Origin of the sequence: Janthinobacterium agaricidamnosum NBRC 102515 = DSM 9628 (genome assembly GCF_000723165.1) — a bacterium.
In the GTDB taxonomy this organism is placed as follows: domain Bacteria; phylum Pseudomonadota; class Gammaproteobacteria; order Burkholderiales; family Burkholderiaceae_D; genus Janthinobacterium; species Janthinobacterium agaricidamnosum.
The window spans coordinates 4,392,137-4,413,001 of record NZ_HG322949.1 but is presented as its reverse complement, the minus strand read 5'-3'; the positions used below and the strand labels follow the sequence as shown (position 1 = coordinate 4,413,001).

Annotated in this window: 18 protein-coding genes; 9 read left to right on the top strand and 9 right to left on the bottom strand. The window is 60.1% G+C overall.

Going from position 1 to position 20,865, the window contains the following annotated elements; translation table 11 throughout:
- Nucleotides 1-170: 170 nt before the first annotated feature.
- From GJA_RS18930 to GJA_RS18910, 4 genes are all read left to right on the top strand, one after another.
- On the top strand, nt 171-926 hold the full coding sequence (locus GJA_RS18930; protein WP_242404581.1) for an SDR family oxidoreductase: 756 nt from the start codon (nt 171-173) through the stop codon (nt 924-926).
- 376 nt (nt 927-1,302) lie between these two features.
- On the top strand, nt 1,303-1,503 hold the full coding sequence (locus GJA_RS18920; RefSeq protein WP_038495281.1) for a hypothetical protein: 201 nt from the start codon (nt 1,303-1,305) through the stop codon (nt 1,501-1,503).
- A gap of 141 nt (nt 1,504-1,644) precedes the next feature.
- Nucleotides 1,645-2,163, top strand: coding sequence for a ComEA family DNA-binding protein (locus GJA_RS18915; RefSeq protein ID WP_038495278.1), 519 nt, complete (start codon nt 1,645-1,647; stop codon nt 2,161-2,163).
- A 154-nt stretch (nt 2,164-2,317) separates the two neighbouring features.
- Complete coding sequence (locus tag GJA_RS18910; protein ID WP_081905491.1) at nt 2,318-4,399, top strand: TonB-dependent receptor; 2,082 nt, start codon at nt 2,318-2,320, stop codon at nt 4,397-4,399.
- Here GJA_RS18910 and GJA_RS18905 read toward each other — a convergent pair.
- The 3 genes from GJA_RS18905 to GJA_RS18895 all read right to left on the bottom strand — a co-directional run bounded on the left by GJA_RS18905 (nt 4,396) and on the right by GJA_RS18895 (nt 8,182).
- Entirely contained in the window at nt 4,396-5,211 is an 816-nt protein-coding gene (locus GJA_RS18905; RefSeq protein ID WP_038495275.1) for a sterol desaturase family protein, read from the bottom strand. The two genes, GJA_RS18910 and GJA_RS18905, sit on opposite strands and share 4 nt — an antisense overlap.
- Nucleotides 5,212-5,311: 100 nt before the next feature.
- Nucleotides 5,312-6,070 carry a PEPxxWA-CTERM sorting domain-containing protein gene (locus GJA_RS18900; protein ID WP_038495272.1) on the bottom strand — a complete coding sequence of 253 codons (759 nt, stop codon included), beginning with the start codon at nt 6,068-6,070 and terminating at the stop codon, nt 5,312-5,314.
- Nucleotides 6,071-6,397: 327 nt separating this feature from the next.
- Nucleotides 6,398-8,182, bottom strand: coding sequence for an FAD-dependent oxidoreductase (locus tag GJA_RS18895; protein ID WP_038495269.1), 1,785 nt, complete (start codon nt 8,180-8,182; stop codon nt 6,398-6,400).
- 258 nt (nt 8,183-8,440) lie between these two features.
- On the opposite strand from GJA_RS18895, the gene cysM reads away from it, so the two are divergent.
- Nucleotides 8,441-9,343, top strand: coding sequence for a cysteine synthase CysM (cysM, locus tag GJA_RS18890; RefSeq protein ID WP_038495266.1), 903 nt, complete (start codon nt 8,441-8,443; stop codon nt 9,341-9,343).
- A 116-nt stretch (nt 9,344-9,459) separates the two neighbouring features.
- On the opposite strand, the gene GJA_RS18885 is transcribed toward cysM, so the two are convergent.
- The 5 genes from GJA_RS18885 to GJA_RS18865 all read right to left on the bottom strand — a co-directional run bounded on the left by GJA_RS18885 (nt 9,460) and on the right by GJA_RS18865 (nt 15,371).
- A complete protein-coding gene (locus tag GJA_RS18885) occupies nt 9,460-9,792 on the bottom strand; it encodes a hypothetical protein (protein WP_061301555.1) in 333 nt (110 codons plus the stop codon).
- A 436-nt stretch (nt 9,793-10,228) separates the two neighbouring features.
- Nucleotides 10,229-11,395 carry a lytic murein transglycosylase B gene (gene mltB, locus GJA_RS18880; protein ID WP_081905490.1) on the bottom strand — a complete coding sequence of 389 codons (1,167 nt, stop codon included), beginning with the start codon at nt 11,393-11,395 and terminating at the stop codon, nt 10,229-10,231.
- Nucleotides 11,396-11,405: 10 nt separating this feature from the next.
- Complete coding sequence (locus tag GJA_RS18875) at nt 11,406-13,439, bottom strand: transglutaminase TgpA family protein (protein ID WP_038495263.1); 2,034 nt, start codon at nt 13,437-13,439, stop codon at nt 11,406-11,408.
- Entirely contained in the window at nt 13,436-14,434 is a 999-nt protein-coding gene (locus GJA_RS18870) for a DUF58 domain-containing protein (RefSeq protein WP_242404580.1), read from the bottom strand. The genes GJA_RS18875 and GJA_RS18870 overlap by 4 nt, the downstream gene beginning before the upstream one ends.
- Nucleotides 14,435-14,450: 16 nt before the next feature.
- Nucleotides 14,451-15,371, bottom strand: a complete 921-nt coding sequence (locus GJA_RS18865; protein WP_038495260.1) for an AAA family ATPase — start codon at nt 15,369-15,371, stop codon at nt 14,451-14,453.
- Between the two features lie 257 nt (nt 15,372-15,628).
- On the opposite strand from GJA_RS18865, the gene GJA_RS18860 reads away from it, so the two are divergent.
- Nucleotides 15,629-16,555 carry a histone deacetylase family protein gene (locus tag GJA_RS18860; RefSeq protein WP_038495257.1) on the top strand — a complete coding sequence of 309 codons (927 nt, stop codon included), beginning with the start codon at nt 15,629-15,631 and terminating at the stop codon, nt 16,553-16,555.
- Nucleotides 16,556-16,666: 111 nt separating this feature from the next.
- On the opposite strand, the gene GJA_RS18855 is transcribed toward GJA_RS18860, so the two are convergent.
- On the bottom strand, nt 16,667-17,413 hold the full coding sequence (locus tag GJA_RS18855) for a hypothetical protein (RefSeq protein ID WP_051781118.1): 747 nt from the start codon (nt 17,411-17,413) through the stop codon (nt 16,667-16,669).
- A gap of 257 nt (nt 17,414-17,670) precedes the next feature.
- Here GJA_RS18855 and GJA_RS18850 point away from each other — a divergent pair, with 257 nt between their 5' ends.
- The 3 genes from GJA_RS18850 (at nt 17,671) to ylqF (ending at nt 20,843) form a co-directional block, all read left to right on the top strand.
- The gene (locus GJA_RS18850; protein ID WP_081905654.1) at nt 17,671-19,056 is read left to right on the top strand and encodes an AAA family ATPase; all 1,386 of its coding nucleotides are present in this window, start codon (nt 17,671-17,673) and stop codon (nt 19,054-19,056) included.
- Nucleotides 19,053-19,775: a retron system putative HNH endonuclease gene (locus GJA_RS18845; protein ID WP_081905488.1), complete on the top strand. Its 723-nt coding sequence runs from the start codon at nt 19,053-19,055 to the stop codon at nt 19,773-19,775. Before GJA_RS18850 ends, GJA_RS18845 begins: the two co-directional genes overlap by 4 nt.
- Before the next feature lie 120 nt (nt 19,776-19,895).
- A complete protein-coding gene (gene ylqF, locus GJA_RS18840; protein WP_081905487.1) occupies nt 19,896-20,843 on the top strand; it encodes a ribosome biogenesis GTPase YlqF in 948 nt (315 codons plus the stop codon).
- Nucleotides 20,844-20,865 lie beyond the last annotated feature (22 nt).

Below are 20,865 nucleotides of genomic sequence, written 5' to 3'. Positions count from 1 at the left end.
GCAGCGCATCCGGTTCTGTTCGTCATCACTTCACAATCATTTTCCACGACTTACTTAGCGTTGTATTGCAGTGAGAAGGCGAGCGCATTGGCAGATGGAACTTGTATGCCCACGATTAACAAAGCTTGCTCTTTTATATAGCATCTATTAATTAAAAATAGAATCATTTAATGATTGAAGCATATATGTCTAAATTAAAATTATCCAAGGGGGTTGCCCTTGTTGTGGGGGCAGGTGAATCAACCGGTAGCGCGATTGCGGCGCGATTCGCCAGCGAGGGCTACACCGCTTGTCTGACACGCCGCTCGGCCGAAAAATTGCAAGCCACCATTGATGCCATTCGGGCAGAGGGCGGTGTAGCCTTTGGCTACGGTAGTGACGCTCGAAAAGAGGACGATGTCATCGCCTTGATCGAAAAAATCGAGATAGAGCATGGTCCGATCGAGGTACTGATCTTCAACATCGGCGCCAATGTCGCTTGCAGTATCTTGGAAGAAACGGCACGTAAATACTTCAAGATTTGGGAGATGGCTTGCTTCAGTGCCTTCCTTAATGCCCGCGAAGTCGCCAAGCGCATGGTTCAGCGTGGACGCGGCACCATTATTTTCACTGGAGCGACGGCAGGTCTGCGTGGGTCTGCGAACTTCGCTGCCTTTGCTGGAGCCAAGCATGCTCTGCGTGCTTTGGCGCAAAGTATGGCCAGGGAACTAGGGCCGCAGAACATTCACGTGTCTCACGTCGTGGTTGATGGCGCGATTGATACCGAGTTTATCGAAAGCACTTTCCCCGAGCGTTATGCCCTGAAGGATCAAGATGGTATCCTCAATCCCAAACACATCGCCGACAATTATTGGCACCTGCATTGCCAACCTCGCGATGCCTGGACCCACGAACTCGATTTGCGTCCCTACATGGAATCTTGGTAAGCGCGGAGCCGTTCGTCTGATCTGTCTGGCAGGATGCGTAGAAAAGCACCACCGGCGGCTTGTTGTTGTGTATCGCGGCGGGCGTGGTCCTGTGGCGCGCGCCGGCACTGCAAGAAGCGGACACTGCCGTACTTGCGGCTGGCAAGTCGCAAGCCGCGCGGCCGCTGAATTGGCCGCCGCTGCCGCCGGAATATGCCGAACCGCAAGCGCAGCGGGTAGCCTTGACACCGCTGGAACCGCAGACGCCGGCCGCCTGCAGTATGGCGATCCGCGCGCGCCGCCGCTGCAGCGCCAGGCAGAGCGGCCGGACCGCGCTGCCGGTGCCGCGGAACTGGCCGATCCCAAGGCGTACGGCGCTTATGAGGCGCGCCAGAACATGAAACTGTACGCCGGCTTCGTGCAGGCAGCCGATGCCGGCATGCCGAGATTGCGCGACGATATAGAACGCGGCCGCCAGGCCGGCATCGCACCGGAACAGATCGCCAAGGTCGAAGAAAAACTGCGCCGCATTGCCGCCGAACGGGCAAGGTTGCTCAAGGAATATCCCGAACTGGCGTCCCCTGCCGAAATGCGTTAAGTTTGATGTGGCGCAGTCGCTGGCTGGCCGGGATGGTATGGCGTCAACCGGATCGGTTTGCAGCCGTTAAGGCGCCAAGGCGCTGGCATCTGAGCTCTTTGCGTTCGAGTCAACTTGCAACCACACTTCGGAGAGAACTATATGTTTAAGAAACTAATGCTGGCAGTGGCGACCCTGGTCGCCACCATGGGTTTTGCATTCGCGCAGGTGGACGTCAACAAGGCCGATGCGGCCGCACTCGACAGTGTCAAGGGCATCGGCCCCGTCAAGTCGAAACAGATCATCGATGAGCGCACCAAGGGCGGCAACTTCAAGGACTGGGCCGATTTTGAAAGCCGCGTCAAAGGCATAGGCGCCAAGAATTCGGTCAAGCTGTCGGAAGCCGGCTTGCAAGTGAATGGCCAGGCCAAGCCGGGCGCCGACGCCGTCAAGCCTAAAGCCGCTCCTGCCACCAAAGCCGCCGCCAAGGACGCCCCAGCCGCAGCACCAGCCGCCGAAGCCGCTGCCGCACCGGACCCCAAATCGGCTGCCGATACCAAAAAAGACGCGAAAGCCGCCAAGAAAGAAGCCAAGGCCGCCGCGGCCGCCGCCAAGAAAGACGCCAAAGCCGCCGCCGCGGCCGCCGCTACTCCTGCCGCCGATGCCGCCAAGGCAAAATAATCCGCTGCACGTTTGACGCCAGGCAGCCCCGCCGGCCAGCGCCGCGCGGGGCTGTTGTATTTGAGAACGTTTTTTGAATCCGGATTTGTATCGCGGGTGAATATCAGGATAGATTGTTGGGTTCCCTAACTTCCCCTTACCTGACCGGATCGCCATGCAACACATTTTTCACGCCACTCGCCCCCGCCGTACCTTGTTGGCCGCCATGCTGGCCATGCTGGGCGCAGCCCATCCCGGCCTTGCCAGCGCGGATGACGGCGGCAGCCCGCCCGCCTCGGTGCTGATCAGCGGTTCGCGCACCAGCCAGCTGGGCATCGCCGATTCGGCCAATGCCGGCGTGGTGACCCAGCAGCAACTGGAAGCGCGCACCGTGTACCGGCCCGGCGAATTGCTGGAAGCCACGCCGGGGCTGATCGTCAGCCAGCACAGCGGCGAGGGCAAGGCCAACCAGTTTTATTTACGCGGCTTTAACCTGGATCACGGCACCGACTTGAGTACGACCATCGACGGTATGCCGGTCAACCAGCGCAGCCACGCGCATGGACAGGGCTGGAGCGACCTGAACTTCCTGATACCGGAACTGGCCACCCGCCTCGAATACCGCAAGGGACCGTACGCGGCGGAAGACGGCGACTTCGCCTCGGCCGGCGCGGTCAGCATCCAATATGCCGACAAGTTGCCGGACGGGATAGCCAGCGTCGGTGTCGGCCAGAACGGCTACCGGCGCGCCTTGCTGGCCGATTCGCCGCAAGTCGGCCAGGGCAATCTATTGTATGCGCTGGAATTGTTCCATAACGATGGCCCGTTCATCCAGGGCGACGATTTCAGCAAGGTCAATGGCGTGCTGCGCTACAGCCAGGGCGATACGGCCAACGGTTTTAATGTGACGGCGATGGCTTATCACGCCAGCTGGAATTCCAGCGACCAGTTGCCGCGCCGCGCGGTCGACGACGGCACGCTGGACCGTTTCGGCGCCGTCGACCCTAGCGATGGCGGCAATGCGCGGCGCTACAGCCTGTCCGGCGAATGGCGCAGCGGCAACGAGACGTCGAGCAGCAAAGTGCACGCCTACCTGATCCGCAACCAGCTCGACCTGTATTCCAATTTCACCTATTTGCTCGACGATCCGGTGCATGGCGACCAGTTCAACCAGCCGGACCGGCGCGTCACCAGCGGCATCGACGCATCGCACGTGTGGACGGGGCGCTGGTTCGATTACGCGATGGAAAACAAGGTCGGGCTGCAATTGCAAAACGACAATATCTTCAACGGCTTGTATAGCACCGCCGCCCGGCAACGCTTGTCGACCACGCGCCAGGACCATATCGTTGAAACCAGTCTCGGCCTGTACCTGGAAAACGTGATCCGATGGAACCACAAGTTCCGCTCGGTGGCCGGGCTGCGTGCCGACCATTACCGCTTCGATGTCGACAGCGACCTGGCCGCCAATTCCGGGCGCACCAGCGACCAGCGCTACAGTCCCAAGCTGAGCCTGATCTTCGGACCGTGGCTCCGCACCGAATATTATGTGAACGTGGGGCAAGGGTTCCACAGCAACGACGCGCGCGGCACGACCATTTCAGTCGATCCGAAAAGCGGCGATGCGGTCGACCGGGTCACGCCGCTGGTGCGTTCCCGGGGCATGGAAGTGGGCGTGCGCAGCGAATGGCTGCCGGGTTTGCAAAGTTCCTTGTCGCTGTACCGGCTCGATTTCGATTCGGAACTGGTATTTGCCGGCGATGCCGGCACCACCGAAGCGGGCCGGCCGAGCCGCCGTACCGGCGTGGAATTGTCCAATTATTACAAGCCGGTATCATGGCTGACCATCGACGCCGACCTGGCGTTTGCGCGAGCCCGTTTCCGCGATGTCGATCCGGTCGGTTCGCGCATTCCCGGCGCGGTCGAGGGCGTGGCGTCGCTGGCGCTGGCGGTTGACCATATCGGCAAGTATTTCGGCGCGCTGCAATTGCGTTATTTCGGCCCGCGACCGTTGATCGAAGATAACTCGGTGCGTTCGCAATCGACCGCGACCTTGAATGGGCGCATCGGCTACAAGATCAATCCACGCATGAAGATCGAACTGGAAGGTTTTAATCTGACCAACCGGCGCGATTCGGCGATCGACTATTATTATGTGTCGCGCTTGCCGGGCGAGGCGGCCGACGGCGTGGCCGACGTGCATTTCCACCCGATCGAATCGCGCTCGCTGCGCCTGACGCTGAACTCGACCTTTTAAGTGTTGGTCTTGTCCCGGCTGCGCGCGCGCGGGCGCAGCGGTTCCAGCAACTGGCCGCCCAGCGTGGCCGGCAGCGGCGTATCGGTGCCGCATTCGGCCGGCCAGGTGGCCGGCAGGTACAGCGTGCCGAATACTTTATCGAGCATCGGCAGCATCGATGCATAGTTGCGGTTGATGTGGTCGTTGCGGCTGTGGTGCCAGTGGTGGAAGGCCGGCGTCGAAATCAGCCATTCCAGCGGCCCGAAGCGCCAGCGCAAATTGGCATGGATAAAGAAACTCCAGGCGGTGCCGACCAGTATCAGCAACACCGGCGTGGCGCTGCCGGCCGCGCTGGGGACGGCCAGGCCCAGCAGATACAAGGGAACGATGCCGAACAAGCGCGTGACGATCAAATCGACCGGATGGGCCCGCGTATTGGCCAGGAAATACAATTGCTCCGTTGAGTGATGGACCGCGTGAAAACGCCACAGCCACGGAATTTCATGGCTCAGCCGGTGGCCCCAATAAAATCCGATTTCCCCGACCAGCAAGGTCAGCAGTAACTTGGCGGCCAGCGGCAAGCTGGCCATGACGGCCGGCACGGAGGCGGGAATCAGGTGCTGGCTCAGCAAGGCCAGCAGCGATAGTGGAATTGCCAGCAGCACGGCCGGCAGCAAGCTGCTGAGAAAATAATAGCCGAGGTCGGTCCACAGCGCGGCGCGCGGACGTTGTACGCGCGGCTGGCCAAACAGGCGTTCCAGCGGCACGAACAGCATGGTCAGCAAGACCAGCCAGAGGCAGAGTCGGATGACGTCGCGGATAAAGTCAGGCATGGTAAAAGAATAGCAGGTTCATCATGGAGCTCCAGCAAAAAAAAATCCGGATCAGGCGGACCTGTCCGGAATTCTTGATGTGCCGATCTGGCCGGCGATGTTACAGGGCGGCGGCGCGGCGGCGACGCACCATGAAACCCAGCATGCCGACGCCGACCAGCATCATGCCCCAGGTCGATGGTTCCGGCACGGCGCTGACCAGCGACACACTGTCGAGCAGCATGAATGGCGGCGCGCCGTTCGGGCCGCCCTTGGCCATGAAGGACAGCAATTCGGTGCTGTCGGTGGCGGTGAAGGTCATGCTGGCTTGTTTCCAGCCGGTGAAACCCTGGCTGGTATTGCTCAGTGAAACGGTTTGTTGTGCCGCCGATTGACCCAGCACGACTTCCCAATAGTTGATCGCATTGTCGCCGCTGAAACCCGATTGCTGGGCTGCTGCATACGAAAAACTCAAGGTGTATTGTTGACCGGAAACCAGGCCGCTGACCGATTGGCTGATCGGCGCCGCGAAATAATCCCAGTCGGCAGCGACGAAGTTACCGCCGGTCGGGCTGTTGCCCAGGCCGTTTTGCGGGCCGCGGCCATCGTAGGAATTCGGACCCCACAAGGTCAGGCCATTCGAGCCGGTGGTATCGGCGGTATTCGGCGCGAACACGAAGTTGTAGCCCGAAGTCGACCAGTCGACCAGTTGCGTGCGGTCGCTGCGGGTATCGCCGTCGGCGCCCAGTTGTTTCGCGCTGCCATTGGTGGTTTGTTCGAAATCGCCGTTTTTGATCAGGTTGGTGCCGGCGGCCTGTGCCAGCGAGCTATTCAGCGCGGCAACAGCGGCCAGTACGAACAAGATGGATTTGATACGCATAGAAGCTCCTGTGTGACAAAGTTTGAGTGTTGAAATTGTCAGCGAGCTTTTGGGCCGACGGGCAGTTCGACAAGTCAATCCGGTGTCGAACAGAGGGTCATTTGGTATTTCTCGGAGTCACTTAAGTGCTCAGTGGCGCAAGTATAACAGAGCTTGGCATAAAACAAATCAAAATGGCTCATTTGCAACACAAATTTTTTCAATACATTGTTGATAATGTTAACTGATATTGTTTATTTTGTATTGTTTCTCGGAGGCTAAAACTGAGGGCCTCAAATACCGCATCCGGCCCCGATACCGCATCGGGGCCGGATGCCGCGGCGCCTTTTACGCCGCGACCTCGGCCGGCAAGCGGGCCAGGAAGGCGTGGATTTGCGATACCACCGCCGCGCCTTCGCCGACCGCCGCCGCGACCCGCTTGGTCGAGCCGGCGCGCACGTCGCCGATCGCGAACACGCCCGGCACGCTGGTTTCCAGCGCGGCGCGTTCCGGCAAGTCGTCCGGAAAGCCGGACGACTTGCCGGGCGATGCGCCGGCTTGTCGCATGGCCCGGCATTCGGCGCGGGTGACGTCGAAACCGGTGCGGATAAAGCCTTGTTCGTCGACCGCCACCGCGCAATCATGCAGCCAGTCGGTATTCGGATCGGCGCCGACGAACAGGAACACCCGGCGCACGTCGCAATCGCACTCGTCGCCGGTCTGCTTGTTGCGCCAGCGCGCGCCGGTCAAGCCATCCTCGTCGCCTTCCAGGCCGACGATTTCCGTATGCGTGTGCAACTCGATATTCGCCGTGGCGGCGATCCGGTCGATCAGATAGGCCGACATGCTGGCCGCCAGGCCGGCGCCGCGGATCACCATGTGCACCTTGGCGGCGTGGCGCGACAGGAACACCGCCGCCTGGCCGGCCGAGTTGCCGCCGCCAACCAGGATGATTTCCTCGTTCTTGCACAGCTTGGCCTCGATCGGCGACGCCCAGTAATATACGCCACGTCCTTCATAGGTCTTCAAATTGGCCAGCGACGGGCGGCGGTAGCGCGCGCCGCACGACAAGACCACGGTGCGGGCCCGTACTTCGCTGCCGTCGGTCAAGGTCAGGCGCAGCGGATAGCTATCGCACAGCAAGTTCGCGGCGCTGGCCGGGGTGGCGATTTCGACGCCGAATTTTTGCGCCTGGACAAAGGCGCGGCCAGCCAGCGCGCGGCCCGACACGCCGGTCGGAAACCCCAGGTAGTTTTCGATGCGCGCGCTGGCGCCGGCCTGGCCGCCGTAGGCGCGTTGTTCCAGCGCCAATACCGACAAGCCCTCCGACGCAGCATACACGGCGGTGGCCAGGCCGGCGGGGCCGGCGCCGACCACCAGCACGTCGAAAATCTTGTCGCCGCTCAAGTCCGGCAACATCCCCAGGCAACGGCCGATATCGGCGTTGCTGGGGTTTTTCATGATCACGCCATCCGGGCACACCACCAGCGGCCATTCTCCCGGCGCCGGCTGGTAAGTCGCCACCAGCGCGGCCGCCGCTTCATCGGTGGCCGGATCGAGCACGGTGTGCGGATGGCCATTACTCGACAGGAAACTTTGTAGATGAAACATATTGCCATTGCCGCGCGGGCCGACCAGCACCGGTCCGCCCGAGTTATTCTCGATCAGGCCGACCCGCCGCAAGATCATCGCGCGCACGATGCGTTCGCCGATTTCAGCCTCGGCCACCACCAGCGCGCGCAGCGATTCGGAACTGATCACCAGCACTTCGACGTCGCCCACCGCATGGCCGTTGACCAGCGCCGGCCGGCCCGACAGTTGCGCCACTTCGGAGACGAACTGGCCCGGTCCGAGCTGGCTCATGCGCGAAGATTTCCCCAAGCCTTCGTGGCGGCTGATCGCGATGTCGCCCGACAAAATCACCAGCATGCCGTAATCGCTGCTGCCGGCCTTGATCATCGCGGCGCCGTCGGGATAGCGGCGGGTGCTGCCGAAGCGGTGCAGGCGGCGCAGTTCGGCGGCGCTGAAGACCGGCCAGATTTGGTGACGGCGGCCCTCGACGTCGAGCATCGGGGCGGGGACGGTTTCGTCGTGATCGGTTTCGGGGATGAATTCCGGTGCGCTGCTGGCCATGATGAGTCCGCAAGAAGTAAAAGCGATAAATAAATAAGCAAATAGCTAAAATAACTAAGTAGTGGAAGTCTAGCGCATGCCGCCATTATGTGCGTGGGAGTGGCCTGAAATCGATGTAAACGCCACAAAAAATGGCTTCGATGCCTGGTTTGAGGCGGTTTTGCGGCGCAAGTCCGGCGCTGGCGGCCCGGCGCCATCGGATACAGGGGGCGCCTTCTCATATTAGAATGGGTGTTTTGTTGAACTGAAGCAGACACGATGGCCTACAAGACACTGGAAGATACGATCGGCAATACCCCGCTGGTGCAATTGACGCGGGTGCCGGGCGCCGACGCGGTTGCGCGCAACAATATTATCCTGGGCAAGCTGGAAGGCAATAATCCAGCCGGATCGGTCAAGGACCGCGCCGCGATGTCGATGCTCAAGCGGGCCGAGGAACGCGGTGTCATCAAGCCGGGCGACACGCTGATCGAGGCGACCAGCGGCAATACCGGTATCGCGCTGGCGATGGCGGCGGCCTTGCGGGGCTACAAGATGTTGTTGCTGATGCCAGACAACCTGAGCGTCGAGCGGCGCCAGAGCATGGCCGCCTATGGTGCCGAGATCTTGCTGACGCCCAAGACCGGCGGCATGGAATACGCGCGCGACCTGGCCGAGCAAATGCAAAAAGACGGCAAGGGCATCATCCTGGACCAGTTCGGCAACCTGGACAATTCGCGGGCCCACTATGAAAGCACCGGACCGGAAATCTGGCGCGACACCGACGGCCGCGTGACCCACTTTGTCAGCGCGATGGGCACCACCGGTACCATCATGGGCGTGTCGCAATATTTAAAGGAGCAAAACGCGGCGATCCAGATCATCGGCGCGCAGCCGGAAGAGGGATCGCAAATCCCCGGCATCCGCAAATGGCCGGAAGCATATTTACCGAAAATCTTCGACAAGGCGCGGGTCGACCAGATCGAATCGGTCAGCCAGGGCGCGGCGGAACGCATGGCGCGGCGGCTGGCGGCGGAAGAGGGGATTTTTTGCGGGATTTCGGCGGCGGGTGCTTGTGAAATTGCTCTGCGGATATCGCAAACGGTAGAGAATGCGACTATCGTATTCATTGTCTGTGACCGTGGCGACCGTTATTTATCGACCGGCGTATTTCCGGCGTAAGTCGCGACGCTGACAGTTTTGCTGCGTAATCGGCTGGGCCAGGACCGGGCACCAAGACCGCTTTATCCCCTCCCCATGTCGACGGGGAGGGAATTCCTGCAACAACAATGCAAGGATCAGCCTTGGGTGCTTTCGCCTTCTTTCGGCTTGAATTGCTTGTCGCTGATGCGGAACTTGTTGCGGCGGTCGCCCATCAAGTAACGCAGGTCACGGATGCTGAGGTCGCTGACTTCGTGCATGCGGATCAACAGCGATGCGCCGACCGGCAAGCGGTGGTGGCGAATCTTGCTGATGACCGGTGGCGCCACTTCCAGTGCGCGCGACAGGGCTGCATCGTTTTTCAGACGCAGGTTTTCGATCAGGGTGTCCAACAATCTGTTTGGGTTATATTGCAGCAGATCGTCGGATTCCGAATCGCTGTTCATATCAATGCCGACTTGGTTTGTCATGATGTATAAAGTTCCTTCTGTAGTTGCACTGCAAAGTAAAAACACTCGGAGCTCGCTCTTGCTGCGTTCATGTTCATTCTTTACTCAAGGAACGAATTCACACACGGTCGGATCCGGGATAACTGGTTTTTCGTAATATATACACAATTGTACAACATGATGCATTCTCACACAAAAACACTATTCAAAAGAACTAGTATCAGTTAGATATTGTTGTCCAACTGCAACACTTATTTCATCTTTTACATTTGCATAATAGATTGAAAATTATTATTTGACAATGTGTTGTCAAAAACCGAGTATTTTCTTTCCCGGCGACCTGCCGCAGGGTAGGGCGAGCTGATATCGCAAAGCGATTTTATCTTCTTCACGATAGCCGGGATCGACGGCGTATTCAATCATGCTTACGCTTTCTTACAAGTAAGTATAGTTGCTTTTACATTCCCCGCGCCTGACGTACCGCACGCCCTAAATCCAGGACCGACATCGCATAGAAATAGCTCCTGTTGTATTGGGTAATCGCGTAGAAGTTGTTGGTTGCTAACCAATACTCAGTCGCCTCCGAACCATTCTGCAAATCGACTAAACCATACAACAGACCTTGCGGCAACGGCGCACCACTGCTGACGCCCGCCGCCTCGATTTGCTGCGGGGTGAACCTGGCTTGCAAGCCCTGGCCGAGCAATTTTTCCCAAACCCTGTTCGGCGATACCGTCACCGGATACACGCCAGGCGCCGGATCGTTGCGCTGCCAGCCATGCTGCACCAGGAAACTGGCCACGCTGCCGATCGCGTCGGCGGTGGAATTGCGCAAGTCGATATGGCCGTCGCCGTCATAATCGACGGCATAGTTGATGATGCTGCTCGGCATGAACTGCGGCAAGCCGATCGCGCCGGCGTAGGAACCCAGCAGCGACAGCGGATCGATCTCGTTCTTGCGGGCGAATACCAGCGCGTTTTCCAGTTCGCCACGGAAAAAATCCATGCGCGCCGAACGGTTCGGGCTTTCCGGATAGGCAAACGCCAGCGTGGTCAGCGCGTCGAGCACGCGGAAGCGCCCGGTATTGCGGCCATACACGGTTTCGACGCCGATGATGCCGACGATAATTTCCGCCGGTACGCCAAACTCTTGTTCGGCGCGGGCCAGCGTGGCGGCGTTATCGTTCCAGAATTGCACGCCCGCATTGATGCGCACCGGTTCGATAAAACGCTGGCTATACGCTTGCCAATTCTTCGGCTTGCCGGGCGGCGCCGGTTTCATCAGCTCGATGGTGCTGTCGACATAACGCACCTTGGCCATCAGCGCATCGAGTTCGGTGCGCTGGAAACCGTGCTTGGCCACCATGTCGTCGAGGAATTGGTTAACCTCTGTCCAGTCGCCGAAATTGACGAATTCGCCTTCGTAATCGAAAGCCGCTTTTTTCGGCACGGCCTTGGCCGGCGCCTTGTTGGCCTTGACGGCCTTGGCTTTTTTGCGCTGCCCCTCGGCGGCATCGACCGGCGCCGTGGCGCTCACGGCCAGCGTGGCGGCCAGCGCGATGGAAGCAAGAGAGGACAGTGCGGGACGTGAAATGGCGGGCAAGGTAGGCAAATCAGCTCTCATCGGGGTAGGGTTAACAACTGGATAAAAGGCGGCGCAGGCGCGCTATCGTGGCCAAGGTGGACTCGGCACTGGCCGGGCCATATCGGAGCTGGCCGTACAGCGCCAGGAAATCGGCCGCAGCTTGCCGCTGTTGCGGCGTGCCTGAGGTATCCGGTGCGCCAGCCAAGCGCATAGCATAACTGTGCGGCCCTTCATGCGGCGCACGGCTGTAGCCGCGGCGGGCTTGCTGGCGGCAAAAACGGCGGTATAGGTGCTCCAGCGGATCTTGCCGGCGGCGCTGTTCCAGCAGCCAGCTTATATATAGCAGCGCGGCAATCGCCAGGCCGCCCAGCAAGCTTTGCCAATTGCCGAAGGCATCGTTCAAGGTGCCAAGCAAACCGCGCTGGCGTTCCGGGTTGTAATCGAGCACCCACTGATTCCACGCATTGTTGACGGCGTTCCAGTTGAAGCGCAGCGCATTCAGCCAGGAATTCTGTCCGCCCCGGTAAGCGATCAAGTCGCTCAAGCCTTGCAAGCCGAACGGCGCGCGTTGCGGCAGCGCGCGCGCCAGGTTGTGTTCGATGCGTTCCGGCGCGACGGCGGCGGTCGGGTCGATGCGCAGCCAGCCGCGCCCGGCCAGCCACACTTCGGCCCATGCGTGGGCGTCCGACTGGCGCACCGTCAGGTAGCCGTCGACCGGATTCGCTTCGCCGCCCTGGTAGCCGGTGACCACCCGCGCCGGCATGCCCATGGCGCGCATCAGCACGACGAAGGCGCCGGCGTAATGTTCGCAAAAGCCGGCCTTGCTGTCGAACAGGAATTCATCGACCGCATTGCGGCCCAGTTGCGGCGGCTGCAAGGTGTAGCTGAACTGGTCGTCGCGGAACCATTGCAGCACCGCCGCGATCGCCGCCTCCGGCTGCTTGCCGCTGCGGATTGCCCTGGCGCGTGCCAGGCTGCGCGGATTAAAGCCCTGCGGCAATTCCAGCCATTGCTGCAAATGGTCGGGCGACTCGCCGGCCTGCAAGCGGTAATCGAGCACCGAACTGGCGGTGTAGCGCACGCGCTGCTCGATATTGTTGACCACCAGTACTTCCAGCGCCGGCGATACCGCATACGGATTGCCTTGCAGGCGGTCGATCTGACGCGGCACGTCGAGCGCAAAGATCCAGCGTTTGCCGCTCGCTTCCAGCGTCACCTGGTAATCCACCGGCGCGCTGTTCAGGGCGATCTCGATCTTGCCTTGCTCGATGCGCTGGCCGCGCCGGAACGCCTTGCCGGCGCCGCTGCGGGTCCAGGTGCGGCCGTCGTAATCGCCGAGCACCACGCCGCGCCAATACAACTGGTTTTGCGCTGGCACTGCCTGCTTGAAGCGGACCCGGAACGCCGGATCGTCGGACAAGGCCAAATTGGCGATATTGCCTGGCGCCATGCTGTCGGACAAGCCGCTGCGGGCCTGGCCGCTATCGCCCGGCAAGCCCCACAACGGCCCCTGGATGCGCGGGAAGGCGACGAACAGCAGCAGCGCCAGCGGTGCGGCAAAGGCGAACATGGCGCACACCAGCCGCAGCCGGCGCCCCAGCGACGGCAACGCGCCGGTGTACTGGAACGACAGCTGGGCGGTCAGCAAGGCGATCACGGTCGAGGCCATGACGATGCCGGTGAGGATGGTCTGGCTGTAAAAGAAATTGGTCAGCAGCAGGAAGAAGCCGAGGAAGACCACCACGAACAAGTCGCGCCGGGCATGCATCTCCAGCAGCTTGAAGGCCAGCAGCAGCGCCAGCATGGCGACGCCGGCGTCGCGTCCCAGCAAGGTGCGGAAACTGAGATACACGCCGGCCATCGCCAGCAGCGCCACCGGCAACAGCATGCGCGAGCGGGGCAAGCGCTTGCCGCGCAGCGTGATGCTGGCGCGCCACAGCAAGGTGGCGCCCAATACCGCGCTGATCCACGGCGGCAAGTGGGCCGCGTGCGGCGCCAGCACCAGCACGCAACTGAGCAGCAACAACAAGGTGTTGGCCTTGTCGCTCGGCAACGTGTGCAAGCGTGACCACAGTTGCTTCATGACGCATGCTCCGTTGCGTCGGCCATGCCATACAGCGCCAGCGCCCGCAGGCAGGCCGCGCGATGCGCCGCGCCCAGCGCGGCCGGGAAAAACTGGCGCTCCAGTTGCATCGAGTACGGCAATTCGCGCTGCTCGGCGCCAAGCACCCAGCCGGTCAGGCGCGACAATTTGTGCTCCAGTTCCAGCTGTTGCGGCAGGCTGTCCAGGTCGAGCGCCAGGGGGCTCGCCGCGCCGCCCTCAAAATGTTTGCTCAGCAAATGGCCGCCATCGGCCGGATCGAGGCGGGCGATCTGGCGCCACGCCAGCCGGCGCATCGGATCGCCCTGCTGGTAGCTGCGGATGCCGGCGAAATCTTCTTCACCGGCATGGCCGGCACCCGGTTCGCCGCTGCCGCCGCTGAGTGGCAATGGCGGTCCATCTTGTTCCGGCAGCGGATAGACCAATACTTTGCTTTCTGGTTTCCAATAACACCAGGACCGAAATAGTCCCAATGGAAAACTGGCCGCCAGCCGCACGCGCGGTGCTTCCAGCCAGCCGCGGCGGGCGGCCGGCGCACCCAGCGTCACCTGCGTGCTGTTGCCAGCCGCGACATCGACCACATGCCGCGCCGCTTCCAGGTGCAGGAAATCGATGTGGATCGCAAAACGGTCACGCTTGCTACGGTTGATCAGGTTCAATTCGAAACGTGCTTCTTCGCCGGGGAACACCGGCTGGGCGCGGCCCGGCGCCAGGTGCAGGCCGGCCAGGTTCTTGGTCGTCAAATACATGTCGACCAGCGCGCAGCCGGCGGCAAAAAAGGTCAAGGCAAAGCCGAGGCCGAGGTTGTAATTGATGGCGCCGATGAACAGGACCAGCAGCAAGAAGCCAAAACCGACGCCGGCCCGCGACGGCAAGATGAACACGCGGCGCTGGCTGAGCCAGATTTCGCCGCGCTCGCGCTCGCGCAACTGGAATAGCCTGCGGCCAAAAGTGCTCGTGAATATTTTTTTCAACACGGCCGCCGCCTTTTTATCAGACCGGCACGGATTTGAGCAATTGCAGCACCAGGTCGCCGCTGGCCAGCGCCACGCCATGGCTGGACTTGAGCGGCCGCAGCCGGTGTGCACAGACCGGCACCAGCACCGCCTGCACGTCTTCCGGGATCACATGGTCGCGGCCTTCCAGCGCGGCCCAGGCGCGCGCCGCCTGCAGCAGCGCGATCGACGCGCGCGGGCTGAGTCCCTCGGCGAACATGCCGTTCTGGCGCGTGGCCTGCGCCAGCGCCTGCACATAATCGATCAGCGACGCCGCGGTGTGGAGGGTTTTCAAGGCCAGCCGCGCCGCCGTCAATTCTTCCGCCTGCATTACCGCCGGCAGCGTTTTGAGCATGCCGCGCCGGTCTTCGCCCATCAATAGCGCGCGTTCGGCGGCGGCGTCCGGATAGCCGAGCGACAAGCACATCAGGAAGCGGTCCAGCTGCGATTCCGGCAGCGGGAAGGTGCCGACCTGGTGCGCCGGATTTTGCGTGGCGATGACAAAAAACGGTTCCGGCAACGGACGCGTGACGCCATCGGCGCTGACTTGCCGTTCTTCCATCGCTTCCAGCAAGCCGGACTGGGTCTTCGGCGTGGCGCGGTTGATTTCATCGGCCAGCAATACTTGCGTGAAGATCGGTCCCGGATGAAACACAAAGCCGTTCTGCTCGCGCTGGTAGATCGAGATGCCGGCCACGTCGGCCGGCAGCAAGTCGCTGGTGAATTGAATCCGGTTCAATTGCAAGCCGAGCGAAATCGCCAGCGCATGCGCCAGCGTGGTCTTGCCGACGCCCGGCACGTCCTCGATCAGCAAATGGCCGCCGGCCAGCAGGCAGGTCAGCGCCTGGCGCACCTGCACATCCTTGCCGACCACGACTTGCCCGACTTGCCGCGCCACTGCATGCATTTTTGTGAACATGATAATTTCAGTAAAGGGGATGCCACTATTTAATTTACAATCGGGGAGCGCTCCATCAATCGATCCGGTTTTATCGGCCTTCACACGGCCCGGAAACGGCCAGGAATCACCCCCGTTGGCGGGGAGCAGCTTATAAAATAGATCAGATGCGATAGAGCATTTCGTCGTACGCGCCAGTGATTCTATGCGAGAACCGCATACCACAGGGCAACAATGATGGAATGTGATTATTGCGGTATGGAAACGAGACCCGAGTAATGAGTACAGCCATTTATAGTCACACAGATTGCCAGCGCCACGAAATGGGCGATTGGCACCCGGAGTCGCCGGCGCGCCTGCAAGCCATCAGCGACCAGTTGATACGGGCCCAGATCAGCGATTTGCTGGAACACCGCGAAGCGCCGCTGGCGGCGCTGTCCGATATCGAGCGCAACCACAGCGCCAACGCGATCGGCCTGGTGCGCGACAACGTGCCCGCGCCCGACGATTATTATCCGCTCGACGGCGACACGCTGTTGAATGCCTATAGCTGGAAAGCCGCCTTGCGTGCGGCCGGCGCGGCGGTGGCCGCCACCGACGCCGTCATCGATGGCGAACTCGACAACGCTTTTTGCGCCACCCGTCCGCCCGGCCACCATGCGCGGCCAAGCGAGCCGATGGGCTTTTGCCTGTTCAATAACGTCGCCATCGCCGCCAAGCATGCGCTCGACGTGCGTGGGCTGGAGCGGGTCGCGATCGTCGATTTCGACGTGCATCATGGCAACGGCACTGCGGAATCGGTGGCCCAGGATCCACGCATCCTGATGGTCAGCTTTTTCCAGCATCCGTATTACCCGTTCAGCGCACCCGAACCGTTCACCGCGACCCGCGTCAACGTGCCGGTGCCGGCCCGCTCCAAGGGCGACGTGGTGCGCCAGCTGGTGCTCGACCACTGGCTGCCGGCGCTGCACCGGCACCAGCCGCAAATGCTGTTCATTTCAGCCGGCTTCGATGCGCACCGCGAAGACGACGTCGGCGGCATGGGCCTGGTGGAGGCGGATTACACCTGGATCACGCAGCAAGTGATGGAAGTGGCGAAACAGTATGCCAAAGGGCGCATCGTCAGTTGCCTGGAAGGCGGCTACAACCTGTCGGCGCTGGGACGCAGCGTGGCGGCCCACGTCAAGGCACTGGCTGAATTGTGATGGTTTAGTTGCCGATTCCAAAAAATAAAGATTTATCTCTTTTTTTGGAAATTATATTTTGCGATTCAACATGGGCAGGAGCACGCCGCCGCCGTGCTCCTGTTGTTTGGGTTATTGCGGCGCGGGTCCGGCAGTTTGTGCGATCGAGGTATGGTCCTCGAAGGTCAATTCCAGCAAGGTATCGTCATTCCATGTCATATCGTGCAAAGGCGCGATGTAGCTGACCTTTTGTTTGCCAAGCGACAGCGTGGCGCGGCGTTCGCCCGAGACCGCCGTCACCGCCGACAGCCGCCGTGGCGCATGGAACAGTACCGCAACCATCGATGAATGGCAGGGACCGCCGACCAGCCGGAAGGCATTGCGCGTGACGAACGGCAAATCGTCCTTTTCCACCGCCCAGCGTATCACGCATTCCAGCCGCAAATCGCCGAGCCGGCGTACGTTGGCGGGCAGGTTGGGGCTATGGATATCGGGCCGCCAGCGCAGCGAGTTCTTCTTTTTATTGCTGACGATGTCGGCATTTTCGTCCATCGCCTGTTTATGGCGCTGCAAAGTAAAGGTGCCGTCGGCATGTACCGGGATCGGAATCGACAGCTTGTCGCTGCTGATTTGCAGGGTGGCGCCTTCAAGTGCCTGGTCCGCCCTGGCCGGCTGCAAGATGAAACGCAGGCTGGCATGGGGCGCCAGGCGATGGAATTCATTGAAGGCATCGACGCCCTTGAGCATGCTGCGGTAGGGTTTTAATTCGGGATCCCTGGCGCCGCTCACTTCCACCGTTTGCGGGGTGGCAGGCGCCTCCTCCAATACCACCGACGGGACGGTTTCTTGTGAAACTGCCGCAGCGGCTATGAATTGCAAGCTTGCGCATACTGCCAATATCATGTATCTCATCTGGGATTAATGGAAATATAAAGAAAAATTCGCGTTACTTGTAATATTATCATTAAATTAATTTTAGTAATATTATTATTGAATTCCGTCACATTGGATGCCCGTTGCGGCTGCACAGGCATCCTCGAGAAAGTCCGACGCGCCAGAGCCAAGTACGTAAAATAGTGGCTACCGGCGGAGCATGCTCCTGGGTCTGCTCGCTCTTCAATCAGGAAATGATTCACATGAAGCTGAAAAAAATTGTCATCCAAAATTTCCGCTGTTTTAATCAGTTGGCTGTGGACCTTCATCCTGAGCTGACGGTACTGATTGCGCCTAACGGCGCCGGAAAAACTGCGTTGCTTGACGCTGCACGAATTGCTTTATGGCCATTTGTTAAGGCGTTTGACTTGGGTAGCCAAACTGGAAAGTCTGCATCGATCCAGATAGACGATGTACGCTTGGAAAGAAGAAACAGCCACAACATGGAGCCGCAAATGCCGAGTGCGGTGACCGCCACCGGGCGCTGGCCGGGAGTGACGAATGATTTCGCGTGGATGCAATCCCGTGAGCGTGTCAAGGCTGGCACCAATACTTTGGGCGATTCATGGACAAAACAACTGACAAAGTACGGTACCGAATTACAGAAAAAAATACGTGAAGAGCAAGACGGAGTACAGACTGCTTTACCTCTGATCGCCTATCTGGGCACAGGCAGGTTATGGTATCAGGGCCGCTATACCTCGGTTGCGGCCGACGTCACCCTCGATAAAAGCGAGTATTCCCGCCTGTCAGGTTACTTGAATTGCCTGACGCTGTCGTCCAGCTTCAAGCAGTTTGCCGACTGGTATGGCTGGGTCTATCGGAGTTACCGCGAGAGCCAGATCATCGCACTCGAAACGGGCGTCGGGCCGGGCGATTTGACGCAATATTTTGAAAACCTGATACAGGCAGTAAAAAGTGCGGTGAACGCCCTGCTGCAAGAGCAGACCGGCTGGCATGACATTGCGTATAGCGCCCAGTATCAGCAACAGCTGGTATTGAGCCATCCGGAGCATGGCGTTTTGCCTCTGGAAATGCTAAGTGATGGCTTGAGGAATGCCGTGGCGATGGTCGCCGATCTGGCATTCCGTGCTTGCAAGCTGAATCCCCATCTGGGCGCCGAGGTCTTGTTAGAGACCGAAGGGATCGCTTTAATCGATGAAATCGATATGTTCCTTCATCCATCATGGCAACAAACAGTCTTGGGCTCCTTAAAACAAGCCTTTCCTAAAATACAGTTCATCGTCACCACCCATAGCCCGCAAGTCCTCAGTAGCGTCAGGCGCGAGAATATCCGGGTGATCGGCAAGGATGCCGAGGGCCATATGATCGCCGAACCGCCGCTCGCGCGTACCTATGGCGAACCCAGCGGTGACGTGATGCTGAGCGTGATGATGGTCGATCCCCAGCCGCCGGTGGCCGAAAAGGAAGATTTGCAGCGCCTGACCGAATTGGTCGATCAAGGTAACTATGCGACTGAAGAGGCGCGGCGCTTGATGGATGGACTGGTTGCCGCGCTTGGTGCGGAGCATCCGCAATTGCAGCGACTTGAGCGCAGTATCCGGCGGCAACAGGCTTTGCAACGATGAGGTTCATCAAAAAACCGGATGGCGGCGGATTTTATCTGGCGCAGGCGCATGCACAGCCGCCGCATGGCGCAAAAGACGCCACCAGCCGCTGGCAGAGTTACGCGCATAGGCCTGCCCTGTGTGAGGAATTGGTAGAGGAGCAATTTTTTCTTTGCTGTTATTCGGAAATCAGGGCTGACTTGCTGGGTTTGGGCTATCACATTGAACATGTGCAGCCGAAAAGCAGCTTTCCTCAACGTACCTTCGATTATCAAAACCTGGCGGCCAGTGCGCTGGCCAGTAAAAATGATCTGGCGGCATTCAAGGCGCAGGAAGACGAGGTGTTTGCCGGACATGCCAAGGGCGATCAATATGACGCGCACTTGTTTATTTCCTGCCATCAAGCCGATTGCGCGCGTTTCTTTGCCTATTTGTCCGATGGCCGCGTAGTGCCTGCGGAGTCGCTGCAGCAGCAAGCCGATCGGGATCGGGCGACCTATACCATTGCGATACTGAATCTGAACAGCCCTTATCTGATCAACGAGCGGCAACGCTGGTGGAATGAACTGGATCGGATTTTTTCGCAACATCAGCAGAATGACTGGAGTATCGAACACCTGGCGATGTGCGATCTATTGCCTTCTGGTAAGAAGTTAAGCCAATTTTTCAGTATGACGCGACAATTTTTTGGAGACGTCGCAGAGCGAGTCTTGCAGCAAGATGCCCCTCATCTTGTGTGAGCGCCAGAGATTTGTGCGTAAATCGGCCCATTGTTTAGATGTAGATCGCGACATTTTTCTTGAAGTACCGCCTTAGCCCGTAAAATAGCGGATTGATCGAACGAATTTGAAGGTAATAGCATGGCGATACAATGGTACCCGGGGCATATGAACGCGGCGCGCAAGAAGGCGGCGGAGTCGATGGAAAACACCGACCTGGTGATCGAAGTGGTCGACGCCCGGCTGCCGGAAGCCAGCTGCAACCCGATGGTCGAAGAGTTGCGCCTGTTCCGCCAGCGTCCGTGCCTGAAGATCCTGAACAAGACCGACCTGGCCGATCCGGCCGCGACCGCCGCCTGGGTGGCCTATTACAACGCCCAGGAAGGCGTGACCGCGTACGCGATGACGACCAAGAAACCGGGCGAAGTGGCGCGCATACCCGAGCTGGCCAAGTCGCTGGCGCCGCATCGCGGCGTGCCGACCAAGCCGTTGCGCATCATGATCATGGGCATTCCGAACGTCGGCAAGTCGACGCTGATGAACGCCTTGCTGAAAAAGCGCGTGGCCAAGGTGGGCGACGAGCCGGCCGTGACCAAGATGCAGCAAAAGCTGTATCTCGATAAAAACACCATCCTGACCGATACGCCCGGCATGCTGTGGCCGAAGATCGCCATCCCCAGCGATGGCTTGATGCTGGCGGCCAGCCACGCGATCGGCTCGAATGCGTTGATCGAGGAAGAAGTGGCGGTATTCCTGGCCGAAGAATTGTTGAAGCGCTACCCGCACTTGCTGGCCACGCGCTACGGCACCAAGACCGATGAAGTGGATGCGATCGGCGTGGTCGAAGGCATCGCGGCGCGGCGCGGTTTCCGCCAGAAGGGCGGCGACTACGATTTCGAGAAAGCGTCGCACACCTTGCTGATCGATTACCGCAGCGGCGTGCTGGGCCGTATTTCGCTGGAAACGCCCGACACCCGCGCCGCCTTGCTGGCCCAGCATGCGGCCGAACAAGCAGAAAAAGCGGCCAGGGCGGCGGCCATCGCGGCCGAAAAAGCCAAGGCCGCGGCGAATGGCAAGCGCGGGACTTGATGACGTAGTGTGAGGTATTCGC